This window comes from Limnoglobus roseus (assembly GCF_008254045.1).
GTDB classification, from domain to species: domain Bacteria; phylum Planctomycetota; class Planctomycetia; order Gemmatales; family Gemmataceae; genus Limnoglobus; species Limnoglobus roseus.
On record NZ_CP042425.1, the window covers coordinates 8,697,700 to 8,721,571 of the forward strand.

20 protein-coding genes and 4 pseudogenes are annotated in these 23,872 nt (G+C 70.1%); 16 read left to right on the forward strand and 8 right to left on the reverse strand.

Going from position 1 to position 23,872, the window contains the following annotated elements:
• Positions 1-3 precede the first annotated feature (3 nt).
• From PX52LOC_RS37285 to PX52LOC_RS44300, 12 genes and pseudogenes are all read left to right on the forward strand, one after another.
• On the forward strand, positions 4-513 hold the full coding sequence (locus PX52LOC_RS37285) for a DUF2924 domain-containing protein (RefSeq protein WP_149114766.1): 510 nt from the start codon (positions 4-6) through the stop codon (positions 511-513).
• A complete protein-coding gene (locus PX52LOC_RS37290; protein ID WP_149114848.1) occupies positions 510-2,093 on the forward strand; it encodes a recombinase family protein in 1,584 nt (527 codons plus the stop codon). Before PX52LOC_RS37285 ends, PX52LOC_RS37290 begins: the two co-directional genes overlap by 4 nt.
• A 72-nt stretch (positions 2,094-2,165) precedes the next feature.
• Entirely contained in the window at positions 2,166-2,513 is a 348-nt protein-coding gene (locus PX52LOC_RS37295; RefSeq protein WP_218575224.1) for a hypothetical protein, read from the forward strand.
• A gap of 176 nt (positions 2,514-2,689) precedes the next feature.
• Positions 2,690-3,016: an EF-hand domain-containing protein gene (locus PX52LOC_RS37300; protein WP_149114769.1), complete on the forward strand. Its 327-nt coding sequence runs from the start codon at positions 2,690-2,692 to the stop codon at positions 3,014-3,016.
• 344 nt (positions 3,017-3,360) lie between these two features.
• The gene (locus PX52LOC_RS37305; protein WP_149114770.1) at positions 3,361-4,848 is read left to right on the forward strand and encodes a ParB N-terminal domain-containing protein; all 1,488 of its coding nucleotides are present in this window, start codon (positions 3,361-3,363) and stop codon (positions 4,846-4,848) included.
• The gene (locus PX52LOC_RS37310) at positions 4,845-6,086 is read left to right on the forward strand and encodes a bifunctional DNA primase/polymerase (RefSeq protein WP_149114849.1); all 1,242 of its coding nucleotides are present in this window, start codon (positions 4,845-4,847) and stop codon (positions 6,084-6,086) included. Before PX52LOC_RS37305 ends, PX52LOC_RS37310 begins: the two co-directional genes overlap by 4 nt.
• 530 nt (positions 6,087-6,616) lie before the next feature.
• The gene (locus PX52LOC_RS37315; protein WP_149114850.1) at positions 6,617-7,795 is read left to right on the forward strand and encodes a DNA modification methylase; all 1,179 of its coding nucleotides are present in this window, start codon (positions 6,617-6,619) and stop codon (positions 7,793-7,795) included.
• Positions 7,788-8,315: a hypothetical protein gene (locus PX52LOC_RS37320; RefSeq protein WP_149114851.1), complete on the forward strand. Its 528-nt coding sequence runs from the start codon at positions 7,788-7,790 to the stop codon at positions 8,313-8,315. Before PX52LOC_RS37315 ends, PX52LOC_RS37320 begins: the two co-directional genes overlap by 8 nt.
• 112 nt (positions 8,316-8,427) lie before the next feature.
• Positions 8,428-8,817 carry a hypothetical protein gene (locus PX52LOC_RS37325; RefSeq protein ID WP_149114852.1) on the forward strand — a complete coding sequence of 130 codons (390 nt, stop codon included), beginning with the start codon at positions 8,428-8,430 and terminating at the stop codon, positions 8,815-8,817.
• The gene (locus PX52LOC_RS37330; RefSeq protein WP_149114853.1) at positions 8,814-9,050 is read left to right on the forward strand and encodes a hypothetical protein; all 237 of its coding nucleotides are present in this window, start codon (positions 8,814-8,816) and stop codon (positions 9,048-9,050) included. Before PX52LOC_RS37325 ends, PX52LOC_RS37330 begins: the two co-directional genes overlap by 4 nt.
• Positions 9,051-9,062: 12 nt before the next feature.
• On the forward strand, positions 9,063-9,395 hold the full coding sequence (locus PX52LOC_RS37335) for a hypothetical protein (protein WP_149114854.1): 333 nt from the start codon (positions 9,063-9,065) through the stop codon (positions 9,393-9,395).
• 237 nt (positions 9,396-9,632) lie between these two features.
• Positions 9,633-9,878: pseudogene (locus PX52LOC_RS44300) on the forward strand (RNA polymerase sigma factor); the annotation flags it as partial.
• Between the two features lie 110 nt (positions 9,879-9,988).
• Here the strand turns inward: PX52LOC_RS44300 and PX52LOC_RS37345 are convergent.
• Positions 9,989-11,698, reverse strand: coding sequence for an ISL3 family transposase (locus PX52LOC_RS37345; protein WP_168219446.1), 1,710 nt, complete (start codon positions 11,696-11,698; stop codon positions 9,989-9,991).
• A gap of 26 nt (positions 11,699-11,724) precedes the next feature.
• Between PX52LOC_RS37345 and PX52LOC_RS37350 the strand changes: the two genes are divergently transcribed.
• Both PX52LOC_RS37350 and PX52LOC_RS44305 read left to right on the forward strand, forming a co-directional pair.
• The gene (locus tag PX52LOC_RS37350; RefSeq protein WP_149114856.1) at positions 11,725-12,054 is read left to right on the forward strand and encodes a hypothetical protein; all 330 of its coding nucleotides are present in this window, start codon (positions 11,725-11,727) and stop codon (positions 12,052-12,054) included.
• A gap of 235 nt (positions 12,055-12,289) precedes the next feature.
• Positions 12,290-12,439, forward strand: a pseudogene (locus tag PX52LOC_RS44305) (NAD-binding protein); the annotation flags it as partial.
• 125 nt (positions 12,440-12,564) lie between these two features.
• Here the strand turns inward: PX52LOC_RS44305 and PX52LOC_RS37360 are convergent.
• From PX52LOC_RS37360 to PX52LOC_RS37370, 3 genes are all read right to left on the reverse strand, one after another.
• Positions 12,565-13,959 (reverse strand): sigma-54-dependent transcriptional regulator, encoded by a 1,395-nt coding sequence (locus PX52LOC_RS37360; RefSeq protein ID WP_149114857.1) that lies wholly within the window; start codon positions 13,957-13,959, stop codon positions 12,565-12,567.
• Complete coding sequence (locus PX52LOC_RS37365) at positions 13,952-15,649, reverse strand: PAS domain-containing sensor histidine kinase (RefSeq protein WP_149114858.1); 1,698 nt, start codon at positions 15,647-15,649, stop codon at positions 13,952-13,954. The genes PX52LOC_RS37360 and PX52LOC_RS37365 overlap by 8 nt, the downstream gene beginning before the upstream one ends.
• Positions 15,650-15,837: 188 nt before the next feature.
• On the reverse strand, positions 15,838-16,137 hold the full coding sequence (locus PX52LOC_RS37370) for a hypothetical protein (RefSeq protein WP_149114859.1): 300 nt from the start codon (positions 16,135-16,137) through the stop codon (positions 15,838-15,840).
• Positions 16,138-16,456: 319 nt separating this feature from the next.
• Here PX52LOC_RS37370 and PX52LOC_RS37375 point away from each other — a divergent pair, with 319 nt between their 5' ends.
• Together PX52LOC_RS37375 and PX52LOC_RS37380 are read left to right on the forward strand one after the other, a co-directional pair.
• Complete coding sequence (locus PX52LOC_RS37375; protein WP_149114860.1) at positions 16,457-16,939, forward strand: response regulator; 483 nt, start codon at positions 16,457-16,459, stop codon at positions 16,937-16,939.
• 45 nt (positions 16,940-16,984) lie between these two features.
• Positions 16,985-17,470 (forward strand): chemotaxis protein CheX, encoded by a 486-nt coding sequence (locus tag PX52LOC_RS37380; RefSeq protein ID WP_149114861.1) that lies wholly within the window; start codon positions 16,985-16,987, stop codon positions 17,468-17,470.
• Between the two features lie 106 nt (positions 17,471-17,576).
• Here the strand turns inward: PX52LOC_RS37380 and PX52LOC_RS37385 are convergent, their stop codons facing one another.
• From PX52LOC_RS37385 to PX52LOC_RS44470, 4 genes and pseudogenes are all read right to left on the reverse strand, one after another.
• Positions 17,577-18,608: a protein-glutamate methylesterase/protein-glutamine glutaminase gene (locus tag PX52LOC_RS37385; protein WP_149114862.1), complete on the reverse strand. Its 1,032-nt coding sequence runs from the start codon at positions 18,606-18,608 to the stop codon at positions 17,577-17,579.
• Between the two features lie 7 nt (positions 18,609-18,615).
• Positions 18,616-20,118 carry a CheR family methyltransferase gene (locus PX52LOC_RS37390; RefSeq protein WP_149114863.1) on the reverse strand — a complete coding sequence of 501 codons (1,503 nt, stop codon included), beginning with the start codon at positions 20,116-20,118 and terminating at the stop codon, positions 18,616-18,618.
• A gap of 77 nt (positions 20,119-20,195) precedes the next feature.
• Positions 20,196-21,335 (reverse strand): annotated as a pseudogene (locus tag PX52LOC_RS44465) (methyl-accepting chemotaxis protein); the annotation flags it as partial.
• Positions 21,336-21,737: 402 nt separating this feature from the next.
• Positions 21,738-23,837 (reverse strand): annotated as a pseudogene (locus tag PX52LOC_RS44470) (PAS domain S-box protein); the annotation flags it as partial.
• Positions 23,838-23,872 lie beyond the last annotated feature (35 nt).

The following is a 23,872-nucleotide window of genomic DNA, read 5'->3' on the forward strand; positions in this document are numbered from 1 at the left end:
CCCATGGACCCATACCCGACGATCGCGCAACAACTGGCCGCCCTGCCCCGGCTCACGGTGAAGGACCTGCAGCGGCGGTACGCCGAGGCGTTCGGCGACGAGACGGCCGCGCGGAACAAGGCGTGGCTCGTCAAGCGGATCGCCTGGAAGCTCCAGGCCAACGCCCACGGCGGGCTGACCGACCGCGCCCGCCAACGCGCGGCCGAGTTGGCCGCCGGGGCCGAACTCCGCACGACCATCCCGGCGAAGCGAGCGACGCCCGCGCCGGTCGCCGCCCCGGCCGAGCCCGAGGCCGCAACGCTCCCCTTCCCGGCGGACCGCCGACTACCCCCGCCGGGGTCCGTCCTCACCCGCGCGTACAAGGGCCAGACCCTCCAGGTGCGGGTGCTGACGCACGGGTTCGAGCACGCCGGCCTCGTCTACCCGTCCCTCTCCGCCGTCGCCAAGGCCGTGACCGGCAGCCACTGCAACGGGTACCTGTTATTCCGACTCACGAACGGCGGTGACGCATGACGAAGCGAGCCAAGGCCGCCGCCGACACCCGGCCCGTGGTCCGGTGCGCGATCTACACGCGGAAGTCGAGCGAGGAAGGGCTCGAGCAGGAGTTCAACTCGCTGGACGCCCAGCGGGAGGCCGGCGAGGCGTACGTCCGCAGCCAGGCCGGCGAGGGGTGGACGTGCCTCGCGGAGAGGTACGACGACGGCGGGTTCACCGGCGGCAACACCGACCGCCCCGGCCTCCGCCGCCTCCTCCACGACATCGCCGCCGGCCGCGTCCACTGCGTCGTCGTGTACAAGGTCGACCGCCTGTCCCGGTCCCTCCTCGACTTCGCCGAGATGATGCGGACGTTCGAACAGCATCAGGTCGGGTTCGTGTCCGTCACCCAGCAGTTCAACACGGCCAGCTCCATGGGCCGGCTAGTCCTGAACGTGCTGCTGAGTTTCGCGCAGTTCGAGCGGGAGATCGTCTCCGAACGCACCCGCGACAAGATCGCGGCCACCCGGCGGAAGGGCAAGTGGGCCGGCGGGTGGCCCGTCCTCGGGTACGACGTCGACCCGGCCGGGTTCAAACTCCGCGTCAACGACGCCGAGGCCGACCGCGTGCGGGCCGTCTACGGGCTCTACCTCGACCGCGGGTCCCTCCTCCCCGTCGTCGAGGAACTCGCGTCGCGGGGGTGGGCCAACAAGCGGTGGGAACTCCGCAAGGGCGGGTTCAAGGGCGGCGGCCCGTTCACCCGCACGTCCCTGTACGGCCTGCTCACCAACCCCGTGTACGTCGGCAAGGTCCGGTACAAGGACGAGGTCCACGCCGGCGAGCACGCCGCGATCGTCGACCCGGCCGTGTGGCAGCGGGTCCAGGCCCACCTGGCCGGGAACGGGCGGGGCGGCGGGTTCAGTCGCGGCGGCCCCGCCGCGTTGCTCAAGGGCGTTCTGCGGTGCACGGCGTGCGACGCCGCCATGTCGCCGACGAGCACGACCAAGGGGGCCAAGAGCTACCGGTACTACACGTGCACGGCCGCCGCCAAGAAGGGGTGGAAGACGTGCCCGGCCAAGTCCGTCCCCGCCCACTCGATCGAACAGGTCCTCCTCCGCCAGGTCCGGGCCATCGGCACCGACGCCCGCCTCCGCGGCGAGGTCCTCGCCCAGGCCCGAGCCCAAGACGAGGCCCGGACGGGGGAACTCGGGAAGGAGCAGAAGGCGTTGGAGCGCGACCTGACGGGCTGGCACGGCGAACTCCGGCACCTGTCCGGCCTCCTGCGGCCCGGCAACGGGAACGAGCCGGTCATCCGCCGCCTGGCCGAGCTCCAGGAGCGGATCGCGGCCGTCGAGGGCCGCGGCCGGGCGATCCGCGACCAGCTCGCCGTCGTCGGCCGGAACCTCATCGCCGACGACGACGCGGCGACCGCCCTGTCCGTGTTCGACCCCGTGTGGGAGGCGCTCAACCCGCGGGAGCAATCGCGGGTGGTCAACCTGCTGGTGGAGACGGTCGGGTACGACGGCGGGCGGGGGAAGGTGACCATCCGGTTCCGGTCGGCCGGCGTGCGGACGCTCGCCCGGGAACTGGCCGATAAACGCGAGGGGATGCGGGCATGAGTGAGAACGGCGTGTTGACCGTGGAGTGCGACGTGCACGTGGACCGGCGGGGGCGGGGGGGCGCGGAAGGAAGTGCTCCCGGGGCCCGACCCGCGGCGGGGCCAGCCGCCGGGCCGGGTGCCGCGGGTCGCCCGGTGGATGGCCCTCGCGATCCGGTGCGACGAACTCATCCGCGACGGCGTGGTGGAGCGATACGCCGACCTGGCGGAGCTGGGGGATGTGTCGCGGGCCCGGGTCAGCCAGATCATGAACCTGTTGGGCCTCGCCCCGGACATCCAGGAGGCGGTGCTCCACTTGCCGCGGACGACGACCGGCCGTGACCCGATCCTCCTCCGCGACCTGCAGCCGATCGTCACCGCCCTCGACTGGGGGCGGCAGCGGAAATTGTGGCGGGCGTTGCGTTGCCGGCACGGCGGGTGACTGGGGAGCACGCGGACGCCGGTCCCGCCGTCGGCGCGGCGCGTGGCCGGGGGGGCCGCCCCCGGCGCCGCGTCCGGTTCGGGCACGGGGCGTCCGCCGGGGCGGGGCCGTTCGGGGCGGGGGTATGATCAGGTCGTGGGCCGCATCAGGTCGCGGCCGGCGGGGAGGGTGGCGTGATGGTGGCGAGCGACAAGGCGGGTCTGTCCGCGCCGCGGCGGGCCCTGGTGGAATTGGTCCAGGAGCGGAACTTCGGCCGCGTCGAGCACCTCCCGGTCCGCGGCGGGGAGCCGGTCCTCGACCCGCCGCCGCGGGTCGTCCGGGAGGTCAAGCTGGGCGGGGAGAACGACCCCCGGCCGGAGCGGGCGTTGGCGAACTTCCGGCTGAAGCGGCAGTGGGTCGAGCTGTTCGAGTTGTTCGACGCGGTCGGGGACGGCACGGTCGACGTGCTCGAGTTCAAGAACGGTTTGCCGTTCAAGGCCCTCGTCGCCGACCCCGCCCGCTGACGGGTCCCGCCGACAGCGGGAAAGTCTCGCCTGGGCCGGCCGGCCGCGGCCCGCCGCTCGGACGGCCGCGGGCCGTGTTCGGCCGGGCGTCCCAAGTCGGGCGACGAATAGAGTGTGCCGCAGGCGCCCGCCGGCGGCGCCCCACACCTCCCCGCGCGGCACCCCTCTGTTTCCGCACCCGCATCGCACACACCTCGGTCCGGTTGCGACCGCGGGCCCGCGGCGATAATATCGGCCCGAAAATTTTGATGGACATATTTACACTTGCGCCGTAGCCTGTGAGCGGACTTGAACATTTTTCCACCCCACGCGCCCGGCCGGGCCGGGTCAACACCGGTGACGCCATGACCGACGAAGACGACGAAGTCGATGCGAACGATGAATGCGACGAGGGCGAAGAATCGGACGACGACGGGGGCGGGCCGGCGGCCGCGATCGTGCACTCGCTGGCCGTCGAGTGGGCCGCCCTCGAGGGCCTGACCCCGGCGGCCGTCAACGACCGGCTGTACCGGCCGGTCCGGGACGACGACCCGGGCGTCGTCGCCTTGGCCGAAGCGATGGGCCGGGACGGCGGCGTGCTCGAGCCCATCGTCGTCACTCTCGACCGGGTGGTCCTGTCCGGCCACCGCCGGCGGGCGGCCGCCCGCCTGGCCGGGTTCGACCCGGTGCCCGTCCGCGTGTACCCCATCTGGTCCGCCGACCCGGCCTTCGTCCGCCTACTCCGCACGTTCAACCAGCAGCGGGTGAAGACGTTCGACGAGCAGATCCGGGAGGCCGTCATCGACGCCGACCCGCACACCACCGCCCTCGAGGTCGAGGCGTACGAGGCCGAGCGGGACGCCACCTACCGCCGCCGCGTGGCCGCGGCCGACATCGCCCCCATCGCCGTGACCGCGGCCCGCCGGCGGAACGACATCTCGGCGGCCAAGCGGCCGATGCTCGACGCCGTCATCCGGGTGGTCCAGGAGAACCGGGAGTACTGGCCGCTGTCCAACCGCCAGGTGCACTACCGGCTGCTCAACGACCCGCCGCTCAAGCACGCCCGCAAGCCGGGCAGCCGGTATCGCAACGACCTGGCGTCGTACAAGGACCTGTGCGACGTGCTGACCCGGGCCCGGCTGGCCGGGGTGGTGCCGTTCGACGCCATCTCGGACACCACCCGGCCGAGCACCCAGTGGCGGAGCTGGGGCCACGCCCAGGCGTTCGTCCGGGAGGCGACGGCGAAGCTCCTGAGCGGGTACGCCCGGGACCCCCTTCAGTCCCAGCCGGCGTACGTCGAGGTGCTGGTCGAGAAGCTGACGGCCGAGACGCCGGTCGAGCGGGCGGCCGCCCCGTACCTGGTGCCGTACTGCGTCGGCCGCGGGTACCCGTCGCTGGACGCCCGGTACCAGCTGGCCGAGCGGTTCCGGGCGTCCGGCAAGCGGCGGTTCGTGCTGCTGGTGCTCAGCGACTTCGACCCGGAGGGGGAGAACATCGCGGAGACGCTGTGCGCGTCCCTGCGGGACGAGTTCGACGTGCCCGACATCACCCCGTTCAAGGTGGCCCTGACGGAGGACCAGGTCGGGCGATTCGGCCTGGTGCCGAGCATGGAGGTGAAGCGGTCGTCGAGCCGGGCCAAGGGTTTCGTCGGCAAGCACGGCAGCCAGGTGTACGAGCTGGAGGCCCTGCCGCCGGCCCGGCTGCAGCAGCTGGTGACGGACGCCATCGAGTCGGTGCTCGACCTCGGGGCGTACCGCCGGGAGCGGGCGGAGGAGGCCCGCGAACTCCAGGAGTTGGTGGCCCGCCGGCGGGTGCTGCTCGACGCCGTCGGCGGCCTGGGGGGCGGGGCGTGACGGCGGCCCTGACGACCAGGGACTACTTGCAGGCCGCCCTGTGGTACCGGTCGTGGGGGTGGGCGTGCCTGCCGGTGTCGCACGCCGTCGCGGACAAGCGGCCGACGGTCCGGTGGAAGGCCCTCCAGCGGCGGAAGCCGACGGACCGGGAGCTCGGCCGCCTGTTCGCCGTCCGGCCGGACCGGGTGACCGGGCTGGCGGTGCTGCTCGGGCGGGCGTCCGGCGGGCCGCCGGCCGGGTGCCTGGCGTGCCGGGACTTCGACGCGGCGGCGGCGTACTTCCGGTGGGCGAGCCTCCGGCCGCGGCTGGCCGCCGCCCTGCCCACGGTCCGGACGCGGCGGGGGTTCCACGTGTACTGCTACCTGCCGGCCGAGGTGTTCGTCGACTTCGGGCCGGGGGACGGGGACCTGCGGTGCGTCGCGACGCGGTACGCCGTGCTCCCGCCGTCGGCCCACCCGTCGGGCGTGCGGTACGCCTGGGTGCGGGGCGACCCGGCCCGCCCGGACTTCCCGCTCCTGACCGTCGAGGCGACCGGTTTCCTGGCCGACCGGGCGGACAAGGCGCGGTCGCCCGGTCGGCCGCGCACAGCCCTCACACCTGCGGCCCAACCCGCCCGGAAGGCGGATAAAGACAAAGATCTCTTGTGTCCGCCCCGGGGCGTTTCGGACGCGGCCGGCGGGTCGCCCGGACCGGACGCGCGGTGGGCGTCGCTGCCGGCCGCGGAACGGGAGGCGGTCCTCAAGACGCTGCCGCGGCGGGCCGGAGAACGGCACCGCCGCTTGTTCGAGCTCGCCCGCCGGCTGGCCGACGTGCGGCCGGGCGTCCCGGCGGGCCACTGGGCTGGCGTCGTGCGGGCGTGGTGGCGGCGGGCGGAGCCGGTCGTCCGGACGAAGGACTGGGCGGTGACGTGGGCGGACTTCCGGGCCGCGTGGGGGCGGGTTCGCACGCCGGCGAGCCGGTCCCCGCCGGCGGTCGCGTTGGCGGCGGCCCGTGGGGCGGACGTGCCCCCGCGGGACCGACTCCGACTGGCTTGCCGTTCGCTGGCCGGCCTGACGGGCGGGACGTTCTACCTGTCGGCCCGTGGGGCGGCGGCGGCGACCGGGCTGGGAAAGACGCGGGCGGCCGAACTCTTGGCCGGACTCGTGGCGGCCGGCGAACTGATCGTCCGCGTGCCGGGCCGGCGGTCGGCGTCCGCCCGGCTGGCCACCCGGTACGCCCTCGGGTCGCTCGGCGACTGAAGGGCCTCGAATCCCGAACATGTCCGGGATTCGGGCAGACGCGGGTCGCACGCCGAAAACCCGATCATGTCCGGGTTTCAGGTGAGGCGCCGGAAGCGAACAGCCGGGGGGCTCACGCGGGAGAACCCGATCATGTCCGGGTTCTCCCGCCGGCCTTGATTTCGCAGCCGACTGGCCCGGTCGTTTGCGCGAAAGAGCGGTCGCCGTGAACACCACGAGCGGCGACCGTGGCCTCCGCTAGCCGGCATTCGTCGGCCGCCCGGCCCGCACGATTTCACGGGTCCTTCCTGGCGACTTTCAGTGTTGCCCCCACGCGGAAAGGTCCAACTGTTAGACAGACTTTATTTCTTCAGCCCCCGCCCCCAACCGCCGACACGTTCGCCAGTTGTGCGGTCATGTGGCCTGTGGTAGAATCCCTTCAGCAACTCGCCGCACGTCCTTGTGGGAGGACGGGGTGGCGGGCCGGCGGCCAAGCACCCGGCATCACGGCCGGGCCGAACGAACGTCCCTGTTCCTTCGAGGCCCCGCCGATGCTCGTCCAGATGCGCGACATCTCCTCCATCACCCCATACGAACACAACCCCCGGATCAACGCCGCCGCCGTCGACCCCGTCGCCGAGTCCATCGCCACGTTCGGGTGGCAGCAGCCGCTCGTTTTGGACGCCCACGGCGTCATCGTCGTCGGCCACACGCGGTACAAGGCCGCCCTCAAGCTCGGCCTGACCGTCGTGCCCGTGCACGTCGCCGCCGATCTGACGCCGGCCCAGGCCCGGGCGTACCGCCTGGCCGACAACCGCACCGCCGCCATCGCCACGTGGGACGACGGCAAACTGGTGGCCGAGCTGCTCGCCCTCCAGGGCACCGACGTCGACCTCGCGTCCATCGGGTTCACGGCCGACGAACTGGCCGACCTGCTGAAAGCCGACGAGCCCGCACATCCCGGCGACCCGGACGCCGTCCCCGATCCGCCGGCCGAACCCGTCACCCGCCCGGGCGACCTGTGGCTCCTCGGCCGCCACCGCCTCCTGTGCGGCGACGCCACCAACCCCGCCGACCTGGCGAAGGTCCTCGATGGCGCCCCGGCCGACCTGCTCCTCACCGACCCGCCGTACAACGTCGCCTACGAGGGGAAGACGGCCGACCGGCTGACCATCGCCAACGACGCCATGGCCGGGGACGACTACCGCCGGTTCCTCGCCCGCGCCCTGGCCGCGGCCAAGGGCGTCCTCCGCCCGGGGGCGGGATTCTACCTGTGGCACGCCGACCTCGAGGGGCTCACGGTGCGAACCGCCTGTGTCGACGCCGGCCTCCATGTCCGCCAGTGCCTCGTCTGGGTCAAGTCGGCGTTCGCCCTCGGCCGGTTCGACTACCACTGGCGGCACGAGCCGTGCCTGTACGGGTGGGCCGACGGGGCCGCCCACACCTGGCTCTCCGACCGCGCCCAGACGACCGTCCTCGAATTCGACCGCCCCGCCAAGAACGACGTCCACCCGACCATGAAGCCCGTCGGCCTGTTCGCCTACCTGATCGGCAACTCGTGCCACGCGGGCGGCGTCGTCCTCGACCCGTTCGCCGGGTCCGGGACCACCCTCGTCGCGAGTGAACACACGGGACGAACGGCCGCCCTCGTCGAACTCGACCCGCGGTACTGCGACGTCATCTGCACCAGGTGGCGCGTGATGACCGGAAAGGAGGCCGTCCGTGGGTAACCTGCATGAAACCCGACGGCCCGATCCGAGCGGTTCGCGGGGCACCGAGCCTGCCGCCCGCAAGAGCCGGCCTCGGACCTGGGCGGTGTGCCCGGTCTGCTCGGTCGCGTTTCCGGTGCCCCGCCTGTCCCAGCGGCACTGCTCGCTCGCGTGTAAATTCAAAGCCCAGACCACCGGCCGGAAGGTGGTCCGACGAACCGTCACGAAGGCGAGGAGCGCGCAGAGCCTGCTGCGATACCACGTCCAGGCCGGGAACGTCGTCCGCCCGAGCACCTGCGAGGAATGTGGGCGGACGGACTGCCGAATCGAGGGGGCCCACTTCAACTACGACGAGCCGCTCCGCGTCCGCTGGCTGTGCGTCCCCTGCCATCGGCGGTGGGACATGCGGGAGCCGAAGGGCGCGACGTACCGGCTGGAAGCCCCGCGCCCCGATCCCGCGCCCGGGGAGGGGGCGCCCGCGCGATCGACCGCGACGGCTCTGGCAGCCTTCTTGGACCAGCGGTCCGCAGGCACGGTTTAGGACAGAGCCAGGATTCCCGCGACGGCGTGATCCCGGAACGCCGGAACCGCCGTATCACCGACCAAAACCCACCAAAAGTGACTACTCCGCCCCCCCCCGAGGAGGCCCGCCCGTGGCCAACGCCACCACCCGCCGCACGGCCGACGACCACCTGATCCTCGCCCTCGCCTGCGGGGCCACCCAGGAGGCCGCCGCCACCAAGGCCGGCCTCGGCGTCACCACCGTCCGCCGCCGCCTCCAGGACCCCGACTTCGTCCGCCGCCTCCGGGCCGTCCAGGCCGACATCGTCGCCCGCACGGCCGCCGCCCTCACCGCCGCCGCCACCGAGTCCGTCCGCACCCTCCTCGACCTCCAGAAGCCGGGCACCCCGCCGGCCACCCGACTCGGGGCCGCCCGGGCCGTCCTCGAACTCGGACTGAAGGTCCGCGAGGTCGTCGAACTCGAGGCCCGCATCGCCGCCCTCGAGGCCCAGGTCGACGGCGACCCCCGAGGGGGGCCGTGATGCGGTTCCACCGGCGGGTCGACCGATTGGCGAAGCGGGTCCGGGCGGGGAATCGAGACGCCGGCCCCTTCACGATCTTCCTCGTCGAGGCGACGGCCGATCGGCCGGTCGGCGTGCGGGTCGTGTGGGGCGGGATCGCCCGCGAGGTCACCTACGACCCGGCCCACGGCCCGCCGCCGTTGCCCCCGGGCGGGCCGCACAAACTCATCCTCGGCCCCGCGTTCGACGTGTGAAAGGGAAACCCGATGTCGGCGCGACTGCGGCGGGTGAGGAAGCTCGAGGCGGCGGTCCGGCGGGAGAACCCGCCCCCGGCGTGGCCGGGCGTCGTGTTCGTCCTCGAGGCCACCCCCGACCGACCGCCGGGCCGGTGGGTCCGCCCGGACGGGGCGACCGAAGTCCTCGTCTACGACCCGGACGGGCCCAAGCCGGATTTCCGGTTCCCCGGCAACCCCCTCGTCCTCGGCGGCGAGATCGATCCGTTCGCCCGCGACCCGGCTCTACGCGCCGGGTGCCGGTTCGTACCAGCCCGACCGGCCAGTCCAGAAAGATGTGTGACAGAGATCTTGGAAGGTCGATAAGCGATCGGCCCACCGCGTGGATTTGATACGATCACCGGCCGGAAGCGTACGGCGTCCGCATCACCGCGATTGCGACGCCCATCGCGGCGAACGAGATGGGAACCGCCAACCTCGATTTTGTGAATCCGTGAAGGTGCCGTTGGCGGGGTCGGGGAACTCAGGCCGTTGAACGGGAGCTGTTCAAACTGTAAGTTGCCACTCGGATGACCGACGGTCCTGTTGCCGCGTGCCCTTCCCATGACCGACCCGACCCCCGCCAGCCTTCTCGATCGCCTCCGCGGGGGCGGGGCCCCGACCGACTGGGTCCGGTTCGTCGAACTGTACACGCCGCTCCTCCGCCGCTGGGCCGCCCGCCTCGGGGCCGCGGACGACGCGGTCGACGACTTCGTGCAGGACGTGCTCGTGGCCCTCGTCCGGGCGCTGCCGGACTTCCGGTACCGGGCCGGCGGGCGGTTCCGCGGGTGGCTGTGGACCGTGACCGCGAACAAGTGGCGGGAGGGCCTGGTGTTCGGCCTTGAGACGGGGTTGTCCCGCAGAGTTGGTGGAGGCTCTCCCCTCGCACGTCGCGGACCATTTTTCGTTCGCCGGGCCTGCTACCCCTTGTGCCGCACGCGTGCGCGGAGCAGTTTCATCCCGGCGCGACCGAACATTTGTCGCTTAATCGCCTTCAACCGGCCGACCTGTCCTTCCACTTGGCCATTGCTCCACGGCTCGGTCAACGCCGCCTGCACAGCGGCCGCGTCCGACGCCAGGCTGGCGGCCAGGTTCGACAGATCCCGGTCGCCGAGGGCGGTCGCCTTGGTGATCCACTCGGCCAGGGGCGTCGCGCTCGTCTTGCGAATCATGGCCATCAACTCCTCGGCCGTCGCCAGAGCCGCGTGGACGGACGGGTTCCCCGCCCGCAACGCCGTCAGCACTTTTGCCGAGTGCCCGTCCGGCTTCGGGTTCGCCACCCGGAACGACAGCTTCCGGGCCGACGGCGGCGTCCGTTCGGCCGGCGTCGCGACGGCCGTGGGGGCGCGGCGGCCCGGCCGCCCGGTGCTCCCGATCCGCCGGTTCAGGTACCGCCGGGCGGCGTCGTACCCGCCGGCGAACCCCTTCGCCCGGAGGGCCCGGTACAGGTCCCGGCTGTTCCGGTTCCCGGCCGCGATCCAGTCGGCGACGAATCCCGTAAATGGGTCGAGGGCAGACGGCCGGGCCTGTCCGGCTTCCCAGTCCGGGCACCGGTCCTGCCGCCGGTAGCGGAGGATGGCCTTGTAACTCATGCGGAGCCGGCGGGCGATTTGGCGAACCGACAGCCCCTCGGCTGTCAACACCTTGACCCGCCGGAATCGCTCCTCCCGCGCCTGGCGTTTGGCGGCCTTGCGTTGCTGCGTGTCCGTGAGAGGGACCGCCGGCTCGGGACTGGCGGGCGGGACCGCGGGCTCGGCCAACGCCGGGGCGTTCATCGTGGCGTTGGCCGCTCGGACGTCGGAGGCGACCCGCGACAGGATCTTCTCCACCGCCTCCCGCACGTTCGTCAGCAGGTGGAAGCGGTCGGCCACCTGCTTCGCCTGCGGCGCGGCGGACGTGGCGGCCTGGATGTACGCCGGCCACCGGTCGCGGGTGATGACCTCGACCTGCGGGTTGGCCGCCAGCCACGCCTTGACGGCCTCGCCGTCGCGACCGGGCAACAGGTCGATGACGGTGCCGCGTTCCAGGTCGACGAGGATGGTGCCGTACGTGTGCCCCTTCCGCGTCGCCCAGTCGTCGAGGCCGACGTACCGCGGCCGCGGGGCCGGCTCGTCGGGTCCGCTCTGGACGCGGCAGAGGATCGTATCCGGGCTGGTCGGCAGGCCGAGGGCGGCGGCCAACCGCGCCCCGGCCTCGCCGCCCAACGCCAAACCGATCCGGCGGTGGGCCTCGGTCAGTTCACTGGTGGTGCGGGCGTGCGGCTCGGTCAGTTCCGGGAGCCGCTCGCAGAACACCCGCCGCGGGCAATCGGTTCGGCGGCAGAAGAACCTGCGGGCGGTGACCGCGAACGCGACGGGGAGGCCGAGGCACGGCCGGTCATGCAGGGTGCGGCGGTATCGCCCGTGGACGGCGGTTGTGACCGATCCGCACCTCGGGCAGGCCGCCCCGTCACCCGTGGCGACGAGCGTGGGGACACGAGACCGGACGCGACAGTCACGGCGGTGATGCGAACGCCGGCGTCGGCTGGCAGAAGGGTTCGGAGGAAGGCGGCATCCATGACGACGGAGGGCCGGCGGCCAATGGGTGAAAAATGGGATTGGGGGTGTCGGGGATTGTACGCCTGTCCCCACCAAAAGTGCTGAAGAGCCCCTTCTCAATGCCGATTACCAAGGGCCGGCGGCGGGCGGCCGCCCGGCCCGTGAGCGTGACTGACGCCTTCGTCGAGGAACCGGCGGTCACGGACCCGGCCGAGGCGATCGACGCCGCCGAGTACCGCCGGTACCTCGTCGGCCGCGCCGTCCGGTTCATGCGAGGTGAGTTCCAACCCGCCACCTGGCAGGCCTTCGTCGAGATGGTCAGCGAGGACCGACCGGCGGCCGCCGTCGCCGCGGACCTGGGCCTGTCGGTGGCGGCCGTCTACGCCGCCAAGGCCCGCGTCCTCCGCCGCGTCCGGCAGGAACTCGACGGCCTGGCGGATTGGGACTGAATCGGCCGAAAGAATCGCGACGAAATCCACCAATCCCGCGCATAGGAGATGGTAGCCCGCCGTGCCCCGCCAAACCGAGTCCGCCATGCCCCCGCCGGTACCGCCCCCGTGCCCCACGCCGCAGGACCTGGCCGACTTCGCCCAGGGGCGGAAATCGCGGGTGGTTGGACGGGCTGGTCGCACGGGTAAGGAGCCTCCCGGCCCGACGCCCGGCCGATACCGGCACGGCCTGCGGATGCAGGGCGACGCGGCCGAGGACGACGTGCTGCGGAAGGCCGGCGTCGAGCGGGCGGCGGCCCTGATCGCCGTAGTCGATTCGGACGCGACCAACCTGTACATTACACTCAGTGCCCGGCTTCTGAACCCGAGGCTGTTGATCGTGGCCCGACCGAGGAGCGGCAGGCCGGGGCGAAGCTGCGGAAGGTCGGGGCGAACCGCGTCGTGTGGCCGTACCTGGCCGGCAGCCACGTGGCGGTTCGAGCCGTGGCGTATCCCGGCGGATAGAAGTGGTCACGCCTGCGGCTTGTCGGCCGCCTTGCCGTCGAGGGCGTACTTATCGAGCAGGCGGTACAGCGTGCGTCGGCTGACGCCGAGGGCCTTCGCCGCCTGCACCTTGTTCCGGCCGTGCCGCTTGAGTACCTCGCGAATGTGCTGCCGCTCCACCGTCTCGATCGCGTCCGGGGCGGTGACGACCGCCTCGTCGGTCGGCGTGACGATCCCGTGCAAGCCTTCCGGCAGGTCGTCCAGGGTGAGGACGCTCCCCTCGGCCAGGATTTGCCCCCGCTCGATCACGTTGGCCAGCTCGCGGACGTTACCCGGCCAGTCGTACCGAACCAGGGCGGCCAGCGCGCTCGGTTCGACCCGCAACGGCACGGCCCCGATCTGCCGCGTCCGCAGGAAGTGCTCGACGAGCAGCGGCACGTCCTCCCGCCGGTCCTTGAGGGCCGGCAGGTCCACGGCGATGACGTTCAGCCGGAAGAATAGATCTTCGCGGAACCGCCCGGCCTTCTGTTCGGCCTCCAGTGGCTTGTTCGTGGCGGCCACGATCCGCACGTCCGCCGTCCGTTCCTGCGTCGAGCCGACCCGCCGATAGTGGCCGTTCTCCAGCACCCGCAGCAGCTTTGCCTGGAGGGCCGGCGACATCTCGGCCACCTCGTCGACGAACAGCGTGCCCCCCTCGGCCACCTCGAACAGCCCGGCCTTCGCCCGGTCGGCCCCGGTGAACGACCCCTTCTCGTGGCCGAACAGCTCGCTCTCCAGCAGGCTTTCCTGGAGCGTCGCGCAGTTGACCGTCACGAGCGGCTTGTCCCGCCGCGGGCTGTTGCCGTGCAGGGCCCGGGCGATCAGTTCCTTGCCGGTGCCGCTCGGCCCGCGGACGAGCACGGTGGCGTCCGTCCCGGACACCTTCTCGACCAGGTGCAGTACCTTCCGCAGGGCCGGGCTGTTTCCCACCATCTGGTACCGCGGGCTTTCGTAGGTGAGCCGCTCGACGTACCGCTTGAGCCGCAGGTTCTCCAGCCTTAGGCGACGGACCTCCATCGCCCGGTCGAGGACCGGCAGCACCTGCTGTAGGCGGAACGGCTTGAGCACGTAGTCAAACGCCCCGGCCTTCATGGCCTCCACGGCCGTCTGGATGCTTCCCTGGCCGGTCATGATGACGCCGACCAGGTTGGGGGCGATTTGCAGGGCCTGCTTCAGCAACTGGATGCCGTCGGTGCCGGGCATCATCAGGTCGGACAGGAGCACGTCGAACTCGCCCCGGCCGAGGGCGTCCAGCCCGGCGGCCGGGGCGGAAAAGCCGGCCGCCTCGAACCCCTCGTCGCCGAGCGATTCGCACAGGGCCGTCATCAGTTCCACCTCGTCGTCGACTACTAGCAGGCGGCCCTTGCGTGCGGGTTCAGTCACCGGAGCCTCCCGTGTTCGGGAGCGCGACGGACGGCTTGGGGCCGAGGCCGGCGACGTTCGTGTCCGGGCGAACCGGCAACGTGATGCGGACCGTCGTGCCGGCGCCGGGCTGGCTCTCGACCTGGAGCGTGCCCTGGTGCTGCTGGACGATCCGCCGGCAGATGGCCAGCCCGAGGCCGGTCCCCTTGCCCTCCTCCTTGGTTGTGAAGAACGGCTCGCACACCCGCGGCAGCAGGTCCGGGGGGATGCCGACGCCGGTGTCGGAGACCTCGACGACGACGGCCGGGCGGCCCGTCGGCAGCAGCCCGGTCCGGACCCGCGGGGCCAGCCGGCCGCCGGCCGTCATGGCGTCGGCGGCGTTGGTGAACAGGTTCAGGAACACCTGCCGGAGCTGCTGTCTGTCGGCCTGGATGTGCGGCACGCCGAGGGCGATCTCGGGTTCCACCCGCACCTGCCGCTTCCGCAAGTGGTGGCCGACCAGTTCGAGCGTCTTGGCGATCTCCTCCGGCACGTCCACAGTGGACACCTGGTCGCGGCCGGCCCGGCTAAATTGCAGCAAGTTGCTGACCAGCCCGGCCATCCGCTCGACCTCTTGGCCGACGACCTCGAGCGGCTTTCGGCGGGGGTCGTCGGCCGGCGTCTTCGAGAGCAGTCGCTCGACCCGCAGGCTGACCGTGCCGAGCGGGTTGTTCAGTTCGTGCGCGATGCTAGCGGCCAGTTCGCCGACGCCGGCCAGGCGGGCTGCCTGCCACAGTTGCCGGGTCGTCTCCTTCAGGTTGTCCTCGGCCTGCCGGCGGCCGGTCACCTCGTAGTTGACGCCGTGCATCGCCCGCGGCTGGCCGTCCGACCCGCCGGACACTTGCCCCCGGCCGGCCAGCCACCGCACCTCGCCGTCCGGCCGCACGATGCGGAACTCGGCCTCGAACTGGCCTCCCGGGGCGACGGCCGCGGCCAACTGCCCACGGAGGGCTGTCCGGTCGTCCGGGTGTACCCGCTCGAAGAATGTCTCGGTGGTGAGGGGGTGAGGGATTTCGGGTAGCCCGACTAAGGCGGCTAACGCCCCGTCCCAGCGGACGCGGTCGGACTCCAAGTCCCAGTCCCAGGTGCCCATCCCCCCGGCGTCGAGGGCCAGCCGCAGGCGATCCTCGCTCGACTTCAAGGCCGCCTCGGCCCGCAGCCGGGTCAGCTCCCGCTCGACCGCCTCGTACCGCTTCCGCTCGGCTACGTTCCGGACGATGGCGGTGAACAGTAGGTCGCCGCCGACGACGAACTTGGAGATGGACACCTCGGCCGGGAACTCCGTGCCGTCCTTGCGGAGGCCGTAGACCTCCCGCCGGTGCCCCATCGTGCGGGCGACCTCGGTACTGCGGCCGAACCCGGCCACCTGGTCCCGGTGGGCGCCGCGGAATCGCCCCGGCAAGAGCAGGTCGAGCGTCCGCCCGGCCACTTCATCCGGCTCGTACCCGAACAGCTTGGCCGCCCCGCGGTTGAACAGGACGATCTCGTGTCGGGCATCGACGGTGATGACCCCGTCCTCGGCGATGTCGAGGATGTCGGCCAGTCGCTCGGGCGGGATGTTGGCGAGCACGGCGGCATTCCCCCGCGGCCGACTCGACCGGGCGACGCCCGCCCGGCTGGTGAATGCGAACTCTCGTCCGGCCGCTCTCGTGGGATTATCGCTCTTCAACATGACTACTTCAAGGGGCTAGGGGAGCGGAGGCCGGGGCGGGGTCGATCCCGTGACCCGTTCGGGCGACGACCTGGAGAAGTTCGCCGCGAATCGTTCGACGCTCCGGGCGCCAGGCGCCGGCGGCGTCCGGGCCTCGCGGCGGGGTCGGTGGGCTAGCACCCGACGGCCGCGGGCTTGGGGGTCGGGGTTCACGGCCGCAGGTGTTGAAGGATCTCGAACAGCCCGATCACGCCGACGAGTCCGCCGCCCGGGTCCACCACGAACATGCGGTGGGATCGGTCACGCGGTGCGGTCAGTGGGTTCGCATCATGCCGACGACCCGGCCGGCCGGCGTCGCCGATGTCCGGGGTTCGGGGGAACCCGCGGACGGTCAGCGACGTTATCGCCTCCCGGCCGGTGGCGTTGTGGCGGATCGACGCCGGGTTGGGTTCATCAGGTCGGCGGCCGTGGCGGCTTGCAGCGTCGTGCGGGTCGAGGAGGTCGGGCATGTTCAGCTTCGCGTGTTGGCGGTGATGCGGCCAGTGGAGATCGACCCCGATTCGGGCGGACGAGAGAAAAGCAAGCCGGATGCCACGGCCTCTTGCCTTGCGGCAGAGTTCCTGGTCGGCAACGATGGACGGGGGTTCGTCCGCAAAAATCACTTCCGACCGTGCCGGCCGGGGGGTCGCAACGTGAGCGGGCTGTGAGCCGTTCTGACACACCGCCGTGCGGTTCTGGCACGCCAAAAAATTAAGGCAAATATCGGATCGCCTTCTCGATATTCTTGCTGTCCTAGAACTACGTGCGATTCACAGAAGAGGGGTAGATATGGCCGCACTCAAGACGCTTATCGTGGACGATTCCGGCATCATGCGGAAGATGGTCATGAACACGCTGGGCGAAGCGAACCTCGCGGAATTCGACTTCGTCGAAGCGGAAGACGGGCAGTCCGCTTTGACCAAGCTGAAGGACTCCAAATTCGATCTGGCGTTCGTCGACTGGAACATGCCCAACATGACGGGCATCGACATGATCAAAGCCGTCCGGAAGCTCGAGCGGGCCAACGACGACGACCCGCTGGTGCTGGTGATGATCACCAGCGAGAAGACGATGGGCAAAATGCAAGAGGCCCTCGACGTCGCCCGGGCCGACCACTTCATCTCGAAGCCGTTCACAACCGAGGAGTTCCAGGTCAAGTTGAAGAAGGTCATCGAGAAGGCGCAGATGCTGCGGATGCGGCGGAACCGCGTCCAGGTCCAGGTGGCCGCCGAGGCGGAGCCGGCGAAGAAGGGGTGGGGTTGGTTCAACTGAGCCGCACCCGATCGGTCGTCCTTACTCAATCTCAACAGGTGAATTATGTCCGCGACGCTCATACCCGTCTCGCCCCCGGCCGTCGTTCTCGCAGCGGTCCAAGCGGCCGTCGAGCAAACATACACCCGCTTCTGCGGCGACAAGCCAACGGTCGAGTCCGAAATGCAGGCCGACCACGACTGCGAGTGTGTGGCCGGTATCATTTCGTTCTTCGGCGACGCAGCGATCTCGCTGGCGTGGGTCCTGGACGCCGCCGTGGCGCCCGTCCTGGCCCAGAAGTTCGCCCGGTTCCCGATCCCGTTCGACAGCTCGGAAATGGGTGACGTGACCGGTGAACTGGTGAACGTCATCGCCGGCGATGTGGTCGCTTACCTTGAGGCCCGCAAGTTTCACGTGAAAATGTCCCTGCCGACCGTCGCCCGCGGAGCGCGGCTGCGGCTGATGCCCGACAAGGGCGTGTCCGTGTCGCACGTCAACTACGCCACCCGGGCGGGCAAGTTCTGGCTGCGGTTGGCGGCGCAAGTCGACTGACGCCCTGCCCGGCCGGGCGGTAAAACGGGTCAAACGAGTTGGGGGGCGGTCGCAGTTGGGCGACCGCCCCCCAACTCGTTTCCGCCGACCGAGCCGCGGCGTGCGGTCAATCGGCGGCGTGCTTTAGCAGTTGGGCCGCGACGCGGCCGACCGGCACAACCTCGTCCACGCCGCCCAAAGCGATCGCCTCCTTGGGCATGCCGAACACGACGCAGGTGGCCTCGTTCTGTGCGACAGTCTTGGCCCCGGCGTGCCGCATGGCCAGCAGGCCGCGTGCCCCGTCGTCGCCCATGCCGGTGAGGATCGCCCCCACGGCGTTCGGCCCTAGTTCCTTCGCACACGAGTGGAACAGCACGTCCACCGACGGACGGTGGCGGTTGACCGGCTCGCCACCGACGATGCGGACCTTCGTCATGGCCCCGCTCCGGGCGACCGTCAGGTGGTGGTTGCCGGGGGCGATGAGGACGTGGCCGGGCATGACTTGGTCGCCGTCGCGGGCCTCCGACACGCGGACGGCGCACGACTTATTCAGCCGGTCGGCGAACGACCGGGTGAAGCCTTCGGGCATGTGGATGACGGCCACCACGCCGGGGGCGTAGGCGGGCATCCCTCCGAGGACGGTGGCTAGTGCCTCGCATCCGCCGGTGGACGCGCCGATGGCAATGACCTTGTGAGTGGTGCGGAACGTCGCGGCCGCTGCCGCCGGCCGCACCGCCCGTGCCGCCCCCGCCCGCGGCCGCGACTTGGCGGCCGCCTTCACCTTGGTCACGATTTCATCGGCCAGGGCCATCGTCCCGGTCGTCAGGTCGAGTTTCGGTTTGGTGACGAAGTCAACCGCTCCAAGTTCGAGCGCTCGGAACGTGATGTCACAACTCCGCTGGGTGAGCGACGACACCATTAGAACTGGTAGCGGGCGGTTGGCCATCAGCCGCTCCAGGAACGTGATGCCGTCCATCCGCGGCATTTCCACGTCGAGCGTGAGCACGTCGGGGGCGAGTTGCTTCAGCTTGTCCCAGGCCATATACGGGTCGCCGGCCGTGCCGACGACTTCCAGGGCGGGGTCGGCCGACAGGAGGTCGGTGAGCAACTGTCGCATGAGCGCGGAGTCGTCGATCACGAGCACTTTCGTCTTCGCCACGGGAACCTCAGAACAGGGTGACGCCGTCGTCCGCCGGCGGGGCCTCGGCCCTCGTGCGGAGCCGGCGGCCGAACTCTTCCTCGTCGCAGACCACGACGGACTCGTCGCGGGTGGGCAACGGCTTGGCCAGCGCCCGCCCGGTGCTCGGGTGAAACCGCACCAGCAGCCCCTTCGTGCCGCCCAGGCACTGGCCGTCAATCGGGATGCCTTCGGTGTTCAGGAAGTCCGTCACGAACGCGACGTTCTTGGCCCCGACGTTGAGGGCCTCGGAGTGGACCTGTAGAACCTTCGCCCCGCCGAACACCTTGGCCCGCAGTCGGTCCCGGTCGCCGCCCTTCTTCATGATGGACGTGATGAGCATCTCCATCGCGTGCGCCCCGTACCGCGTGTTCAGCCCATCGTCGGTCCCGCCGGGCAGGGAGAAGTGGTTCATCCCGCCGACGCCCGTCGTCGGGTCGTACAGGCAGGCCGACACGCACGACCCGAGCAGCGTCTTCAGCACCGCCGGCCCGCGGACGGACTTCACGTCGCCGAGGACGATCGTGTGCTCCTGGCGGGCGGCATCCTTGGCCGCCGGTGCCTTTACGGCCGCGTGCGCCCTGACGGCCGCCTGCATCCGGCGGGCCGGCGGGGGCGTGTCGTTCGGGTTCCGCAGCCGGTACACGGTGCCGCCGAGCGGGGCGAACGTGTCCGCCATCCAGTGGATGTTCTCCGAGTGGCCGAGGAACAGGTGGCCGTCCGGGGCCAGCAACCGGGCGAACCGGCCGAGCAGTTCCTGTTGTGTTTCGCGGGTGAAGTAGATGACCACGTTGCGGCAGAAGATGCAGTCGAAGGGGCCGGCGAACGGCCACGTGTCGCCGATCAGGTTGACCTGCCGGAAGGTGATCAGGTCCTTGAGTTGCGGCCGGGCGGCCACCTTGCCGGCGTTCGCCCCCATGCCCTTGAGGAAGTGCTTGTGCAGCAGGTTCGGCGGCACGTCGCGGAGGCGGTCGGCGTCGTAGACGCCGCGGACGGCCGTCGCCAGTACGGCCGTGTCGATGTCCGTCGCCGTGATCTTCACGTCCCACCCCTCGGCCGCCGGCAGGCACTCGCGGAGGGTCATGGCCAGGGTGTACGGTTCCTCGCCGGTCGAACACCCGGCGCTCCACACGTGCAGCCGCCGGCTCTTTTTCGCCCGCAGGGCCGGGACCACGTGGTCCCGCAGGTAGTCGAAGTGGTGCGGCTCGCGGAAGAAGTCGGTCTTGTTCGTCGTCAGGCAGTTAATGAACTCCTGCCGCTCGGCCCCGTCCGGGTCGCCGGTCGTCAGCAGGTCGTGGTAGTCGGCGAACGAGGTGAACCCGTGGAACCGCATCCGCCGGGCCAGCCGGGAACAAATCATGTCCCGCTTGGCATCGCCCAGCGCGATGCCGGTTTCACCGAACAGGTACGTTCGCAGGATCTCGAACTCCCGGTCCCGGATGCGGAAGCCCCCGCGATCGTCGGCCGGTTGGGGATTGGAATCGTCTGGCACAGCAGTCACCGTAGGGAAGGGGGAGGGGTCGGGGTCCCGCCCCGGCAGTCGGCCGGGGCGGGAAGAAAAGGCTGTGATCAGAACTCGGTAAACCCGTCGTCACCGCCGCCGCCGAGTTGGTCCAGTTCGTGGACGCCGTTGCGAGCCGCCTTCGCGGCCGCGGCGACCGGCCGCGGCTTGGCCTTCGGCCGGCTCGGGGCCGGCCGACCGACCTTCACCAGCTGGGCGGCGGCCGCGGGCGTGCCGCCGGACAGCTTGAACCGCCGCACCAGGTCGTTCAGCTGCGCCGCCTGGTCGTTGAGGGCCTGGGCGGTCGCCGACATCTCTTCCGTCTGCGACGCGTTCCGCTGCGTCACCGAGTCCATCTGGGTGACGGCCTTGTTCACTTGGTCGATGCCGGTGGACTGCTCGCGGCTGGCGGCCGCGATCTCGGTAACGATGTCCGTCACCCGCTTGACCGACGTCACGATCTCGGTCAGCGTTGCTCCGGACTTGTTCACCAGGTCGGTGCCGGCGTCCACCTTCTTGACCGAGTCCTGGATGAGGGCCTTGATCTCCTTGGCCGCCGTCGCCGACCGCTGAGCCAGGTTGCGAACTTCCGCGGCGACCACGGCGAACCCGCGTCCCTGCTCGCCGGCCCGGGCGGCTTCCACCGCCGCGTTCAGGGCCAACAGGTTTGTCTGGAAGGCGATCTCGTCGATGGCCGTGATGATTTCGGCGATCTTCTTCGACGACTGGTTGATGGCGTCCATCGCCGACACCGCGTTGCCGACCACCTGCCCGCCCTTCTCGGCCACGTCCCGCGACCCGCTGGCCAGTTGCCGGGCCTGCTGGGCCGAGTCCGAATTCTGCCGCACCGTGGCGGTGATCTCTTCGAGGGTGGACGCCGTCTCCTCCAGGCTGCTCGCCTGCTCCTGGGCGCCGCTGGAGATTTCCTCGGACGCGGCCGCCAGTTGGGTGGACGCGTCGTTGAGTTGCTCGGACACGTCGCGGACGCCCTCCAAGGTGGTGCGGACGGTGACGACGGCCTTGTTCAGCGCCGCCGCCATGCTGCCGACCACGTCGCTGCCGAGGTCCGGGATGGTCTGCGTGAAGTCGCCGGCGGCCAACGCATCCACCGACACCTGGATGGCCGCGATCTTCGTCCGCAGCTCCTCCGCCTGGGCCTTCTCCTTCTCGGTCGCCTCCTTGATCTGTTTCTCCATGGCCAGTTTTTCGGTGATAATCGACCACGTCACCATCGCGCCAATGTACGTCCGGGTGTGGTCGAAGACTGGTGCGATGTTCAACTCCAACGTTTCCGGGCCGAGCGGGATCTTGGCGGTGTGCGGCAGGTTCTTGGCGTCGCCAATCATTTGCCGCTGGTGCTCCGGGCGCTTGTGGAACACGTCGATCGACTGACCGAGCAAGTTGTCCGCCTTGATTGGGATGTACTTCTCAACGGTCCGCAGCGTCTGGAAGGTCGCGGCGTTCGCGTACCGGATTTTGAACTCGCGGTCGGCGAACATGACGTTGATCGGGGCCGAGTCGAGCATCGACTTGGTGCGGGCCCCGTCGAGCTGCATTGCCTTGGCGGCGGTGATGTCGGTGGCGTACTTGACCACCTTGTACGGCTTGCCGTTTAAGTCGAGGATGGGGTTGTACGACGCCTGGAGCCACACCTCCTTGCCGCCTTTGCCCACCCGTTTGAACTCGGCCGCGAAGTGCTCTCCCCGGCACAGCCGCGCCCAGAATTCCCTATACTCGTGTCCAGCCGCGAACGCCGGGTCCACGAGCATGCTGTGATTTCGGCTTTGGACTTCGTCCAGCCGGTAGCCGGTGACGCTCAGGAAGTTCTCGTTGGCCGCGACGATCGTCCCGTCCAGCCGGAACTCGATGATTGCCTGGGCCCGCGAGATCGCGGCGAGCTGGCCCTCGATGTCGGCGTTCCGGACGACGGCGGCCGTGTGGTCGCTGACGTACTTGATGATCTTCACCACCTTGCCTTCGAAGTCGAGGATCGGGTTATAGCTGCCGTGCAGCCACACCTCCCGGCCGCCCTTGGCGAGGCGCTTGTACGAGGAGATTTCAAACTCGCCGCGGTTCAACTTCTCCCAGAACGTCCGGTACTCGGCGCTGTTCGCGTAGTCGGCGTCAACGAACATGCGGTGGTGTTGGCCCTTGATCTCGTTGAGCGTGTACCCCATCGTCTTGCAAAAGTTCTCGTTCGCCGAGAGGATGCGGCCGTCGGTGCCCAGTTCGACGAACGCCATGCTCCGGGAGATCGCCTCGAGGCGGCTGTTGAATTCGAGCTGCTGGACCTTCACGTCGGTGATGTTCGCCTGGACGGAGATGAACTTCACCACGTTCTTCTTGTCGTCGAAGATCGGGTTGATCGCCACCGAGGTCCAGTACACCTCGCCGTTCTTCTTGTAGTTGAGGATTTCTTCGTAGAACGGCTTGCCCGAGTCGAGCTTAGCGCGGATGCGGAGCTTGGTCTTGGCGTCCGTCATCGGCCCCTGGAGGAAGTGGCCGGGCTTCTTGCCGCGGGCGTCCTCCAGGCTGTACCCGGTCAGTTTGGTGAACCCGGGGTTCACATACTCGATCGACCCCTTCACGTCGGTGATGATGACCGAGTTGTCCGTCTCGTTGGCGACGAGGGACAGGGTCTTCGTCATCTCGCGGAGCTTGTACTGCTCGGTGATGTCTTTCGCGAACTTGACGACCTTGAACGGCTTGCCGGCCTTGTCCAGGATCGGGTTGTAGGTCGCCTGAATCCAAACTTCCCGGCCGCCCTTCGCGACCAACTGGCGCTCGACCGACTGGAACTCCCCGCGGTTGAGGGCGGCCCAGAAGTCCTTGTATTCGTGGGCCGACGATTGTGCCGCCGGAACGAACAGGCTGTGGTGCCGGCCGCTCACCTCGGCGTGCGAGTACCCCATCATGGCCAGGAACTGGTCGTTCGCCTTCAGGACGGTGCCGTCGAGGGCGAACTCGACCACCGGCTGCGACCGGCTGATGCCGTCCACCAGGCGGGCGTGTTCGGCCGCCAGTTCGAGGGCGGCGTTCGTCTTCCCCGTGACCTTGCGGACGATCAAGACGGCCAGAATGCCGGCTATTAAGGGCACGATGGCGAGGACGGCGTACATGATCCGGTTGTTCTTCTGGACGGACTCGGCGGCCTCCTTCGACTTCGCCTCGTTGTCGGCGGTCATGAGGGCGACGACCTGATCCACAACGGCCCGCTGCTGGGCGTACTTCTCGCGGAGGACGCCGTTCGCCAGTTCGTGGGCCGTCTCGACGTCCTTCTTCTTGACCGCCGGGAGGAGCTGCTTCTCGCAGATGTCGAAGTACGCCGTGGCCGACTTGTTCAGCGGCCCGGTCACCATGTCGCGGGCCGCACCGGGCGGGAGCGTCTTCAACCAGTACGCCTGCCGCTCGTCGTACTCCTTCTTGAGGACCGTGTACTTGTCGAGGAACCGATCGACCTGCGTCTGATCGCCGGCGCCGGCCAACTCCTGCACGGACAGGTGCGTCTCCACCAGGTACAGCGGGGGCGGCAGGACGTCGGACATGAGGTCCTTGCCGTTGATGATCTCGGCGTCGATCGGGCCGCCGACCTTGACCCGATCGATGGTGACCATGCTAAGCCATCCGATGATGGCGAGCGCGAGCACGCAGAGAACAAGTGGGGAGAGTAATTTTTCCCGGTCGCTGATCCGCTTGAGAAACGAGGGCATGGCAGTCCTTAGTGGTATGGGGGTTTCGGGTTGGA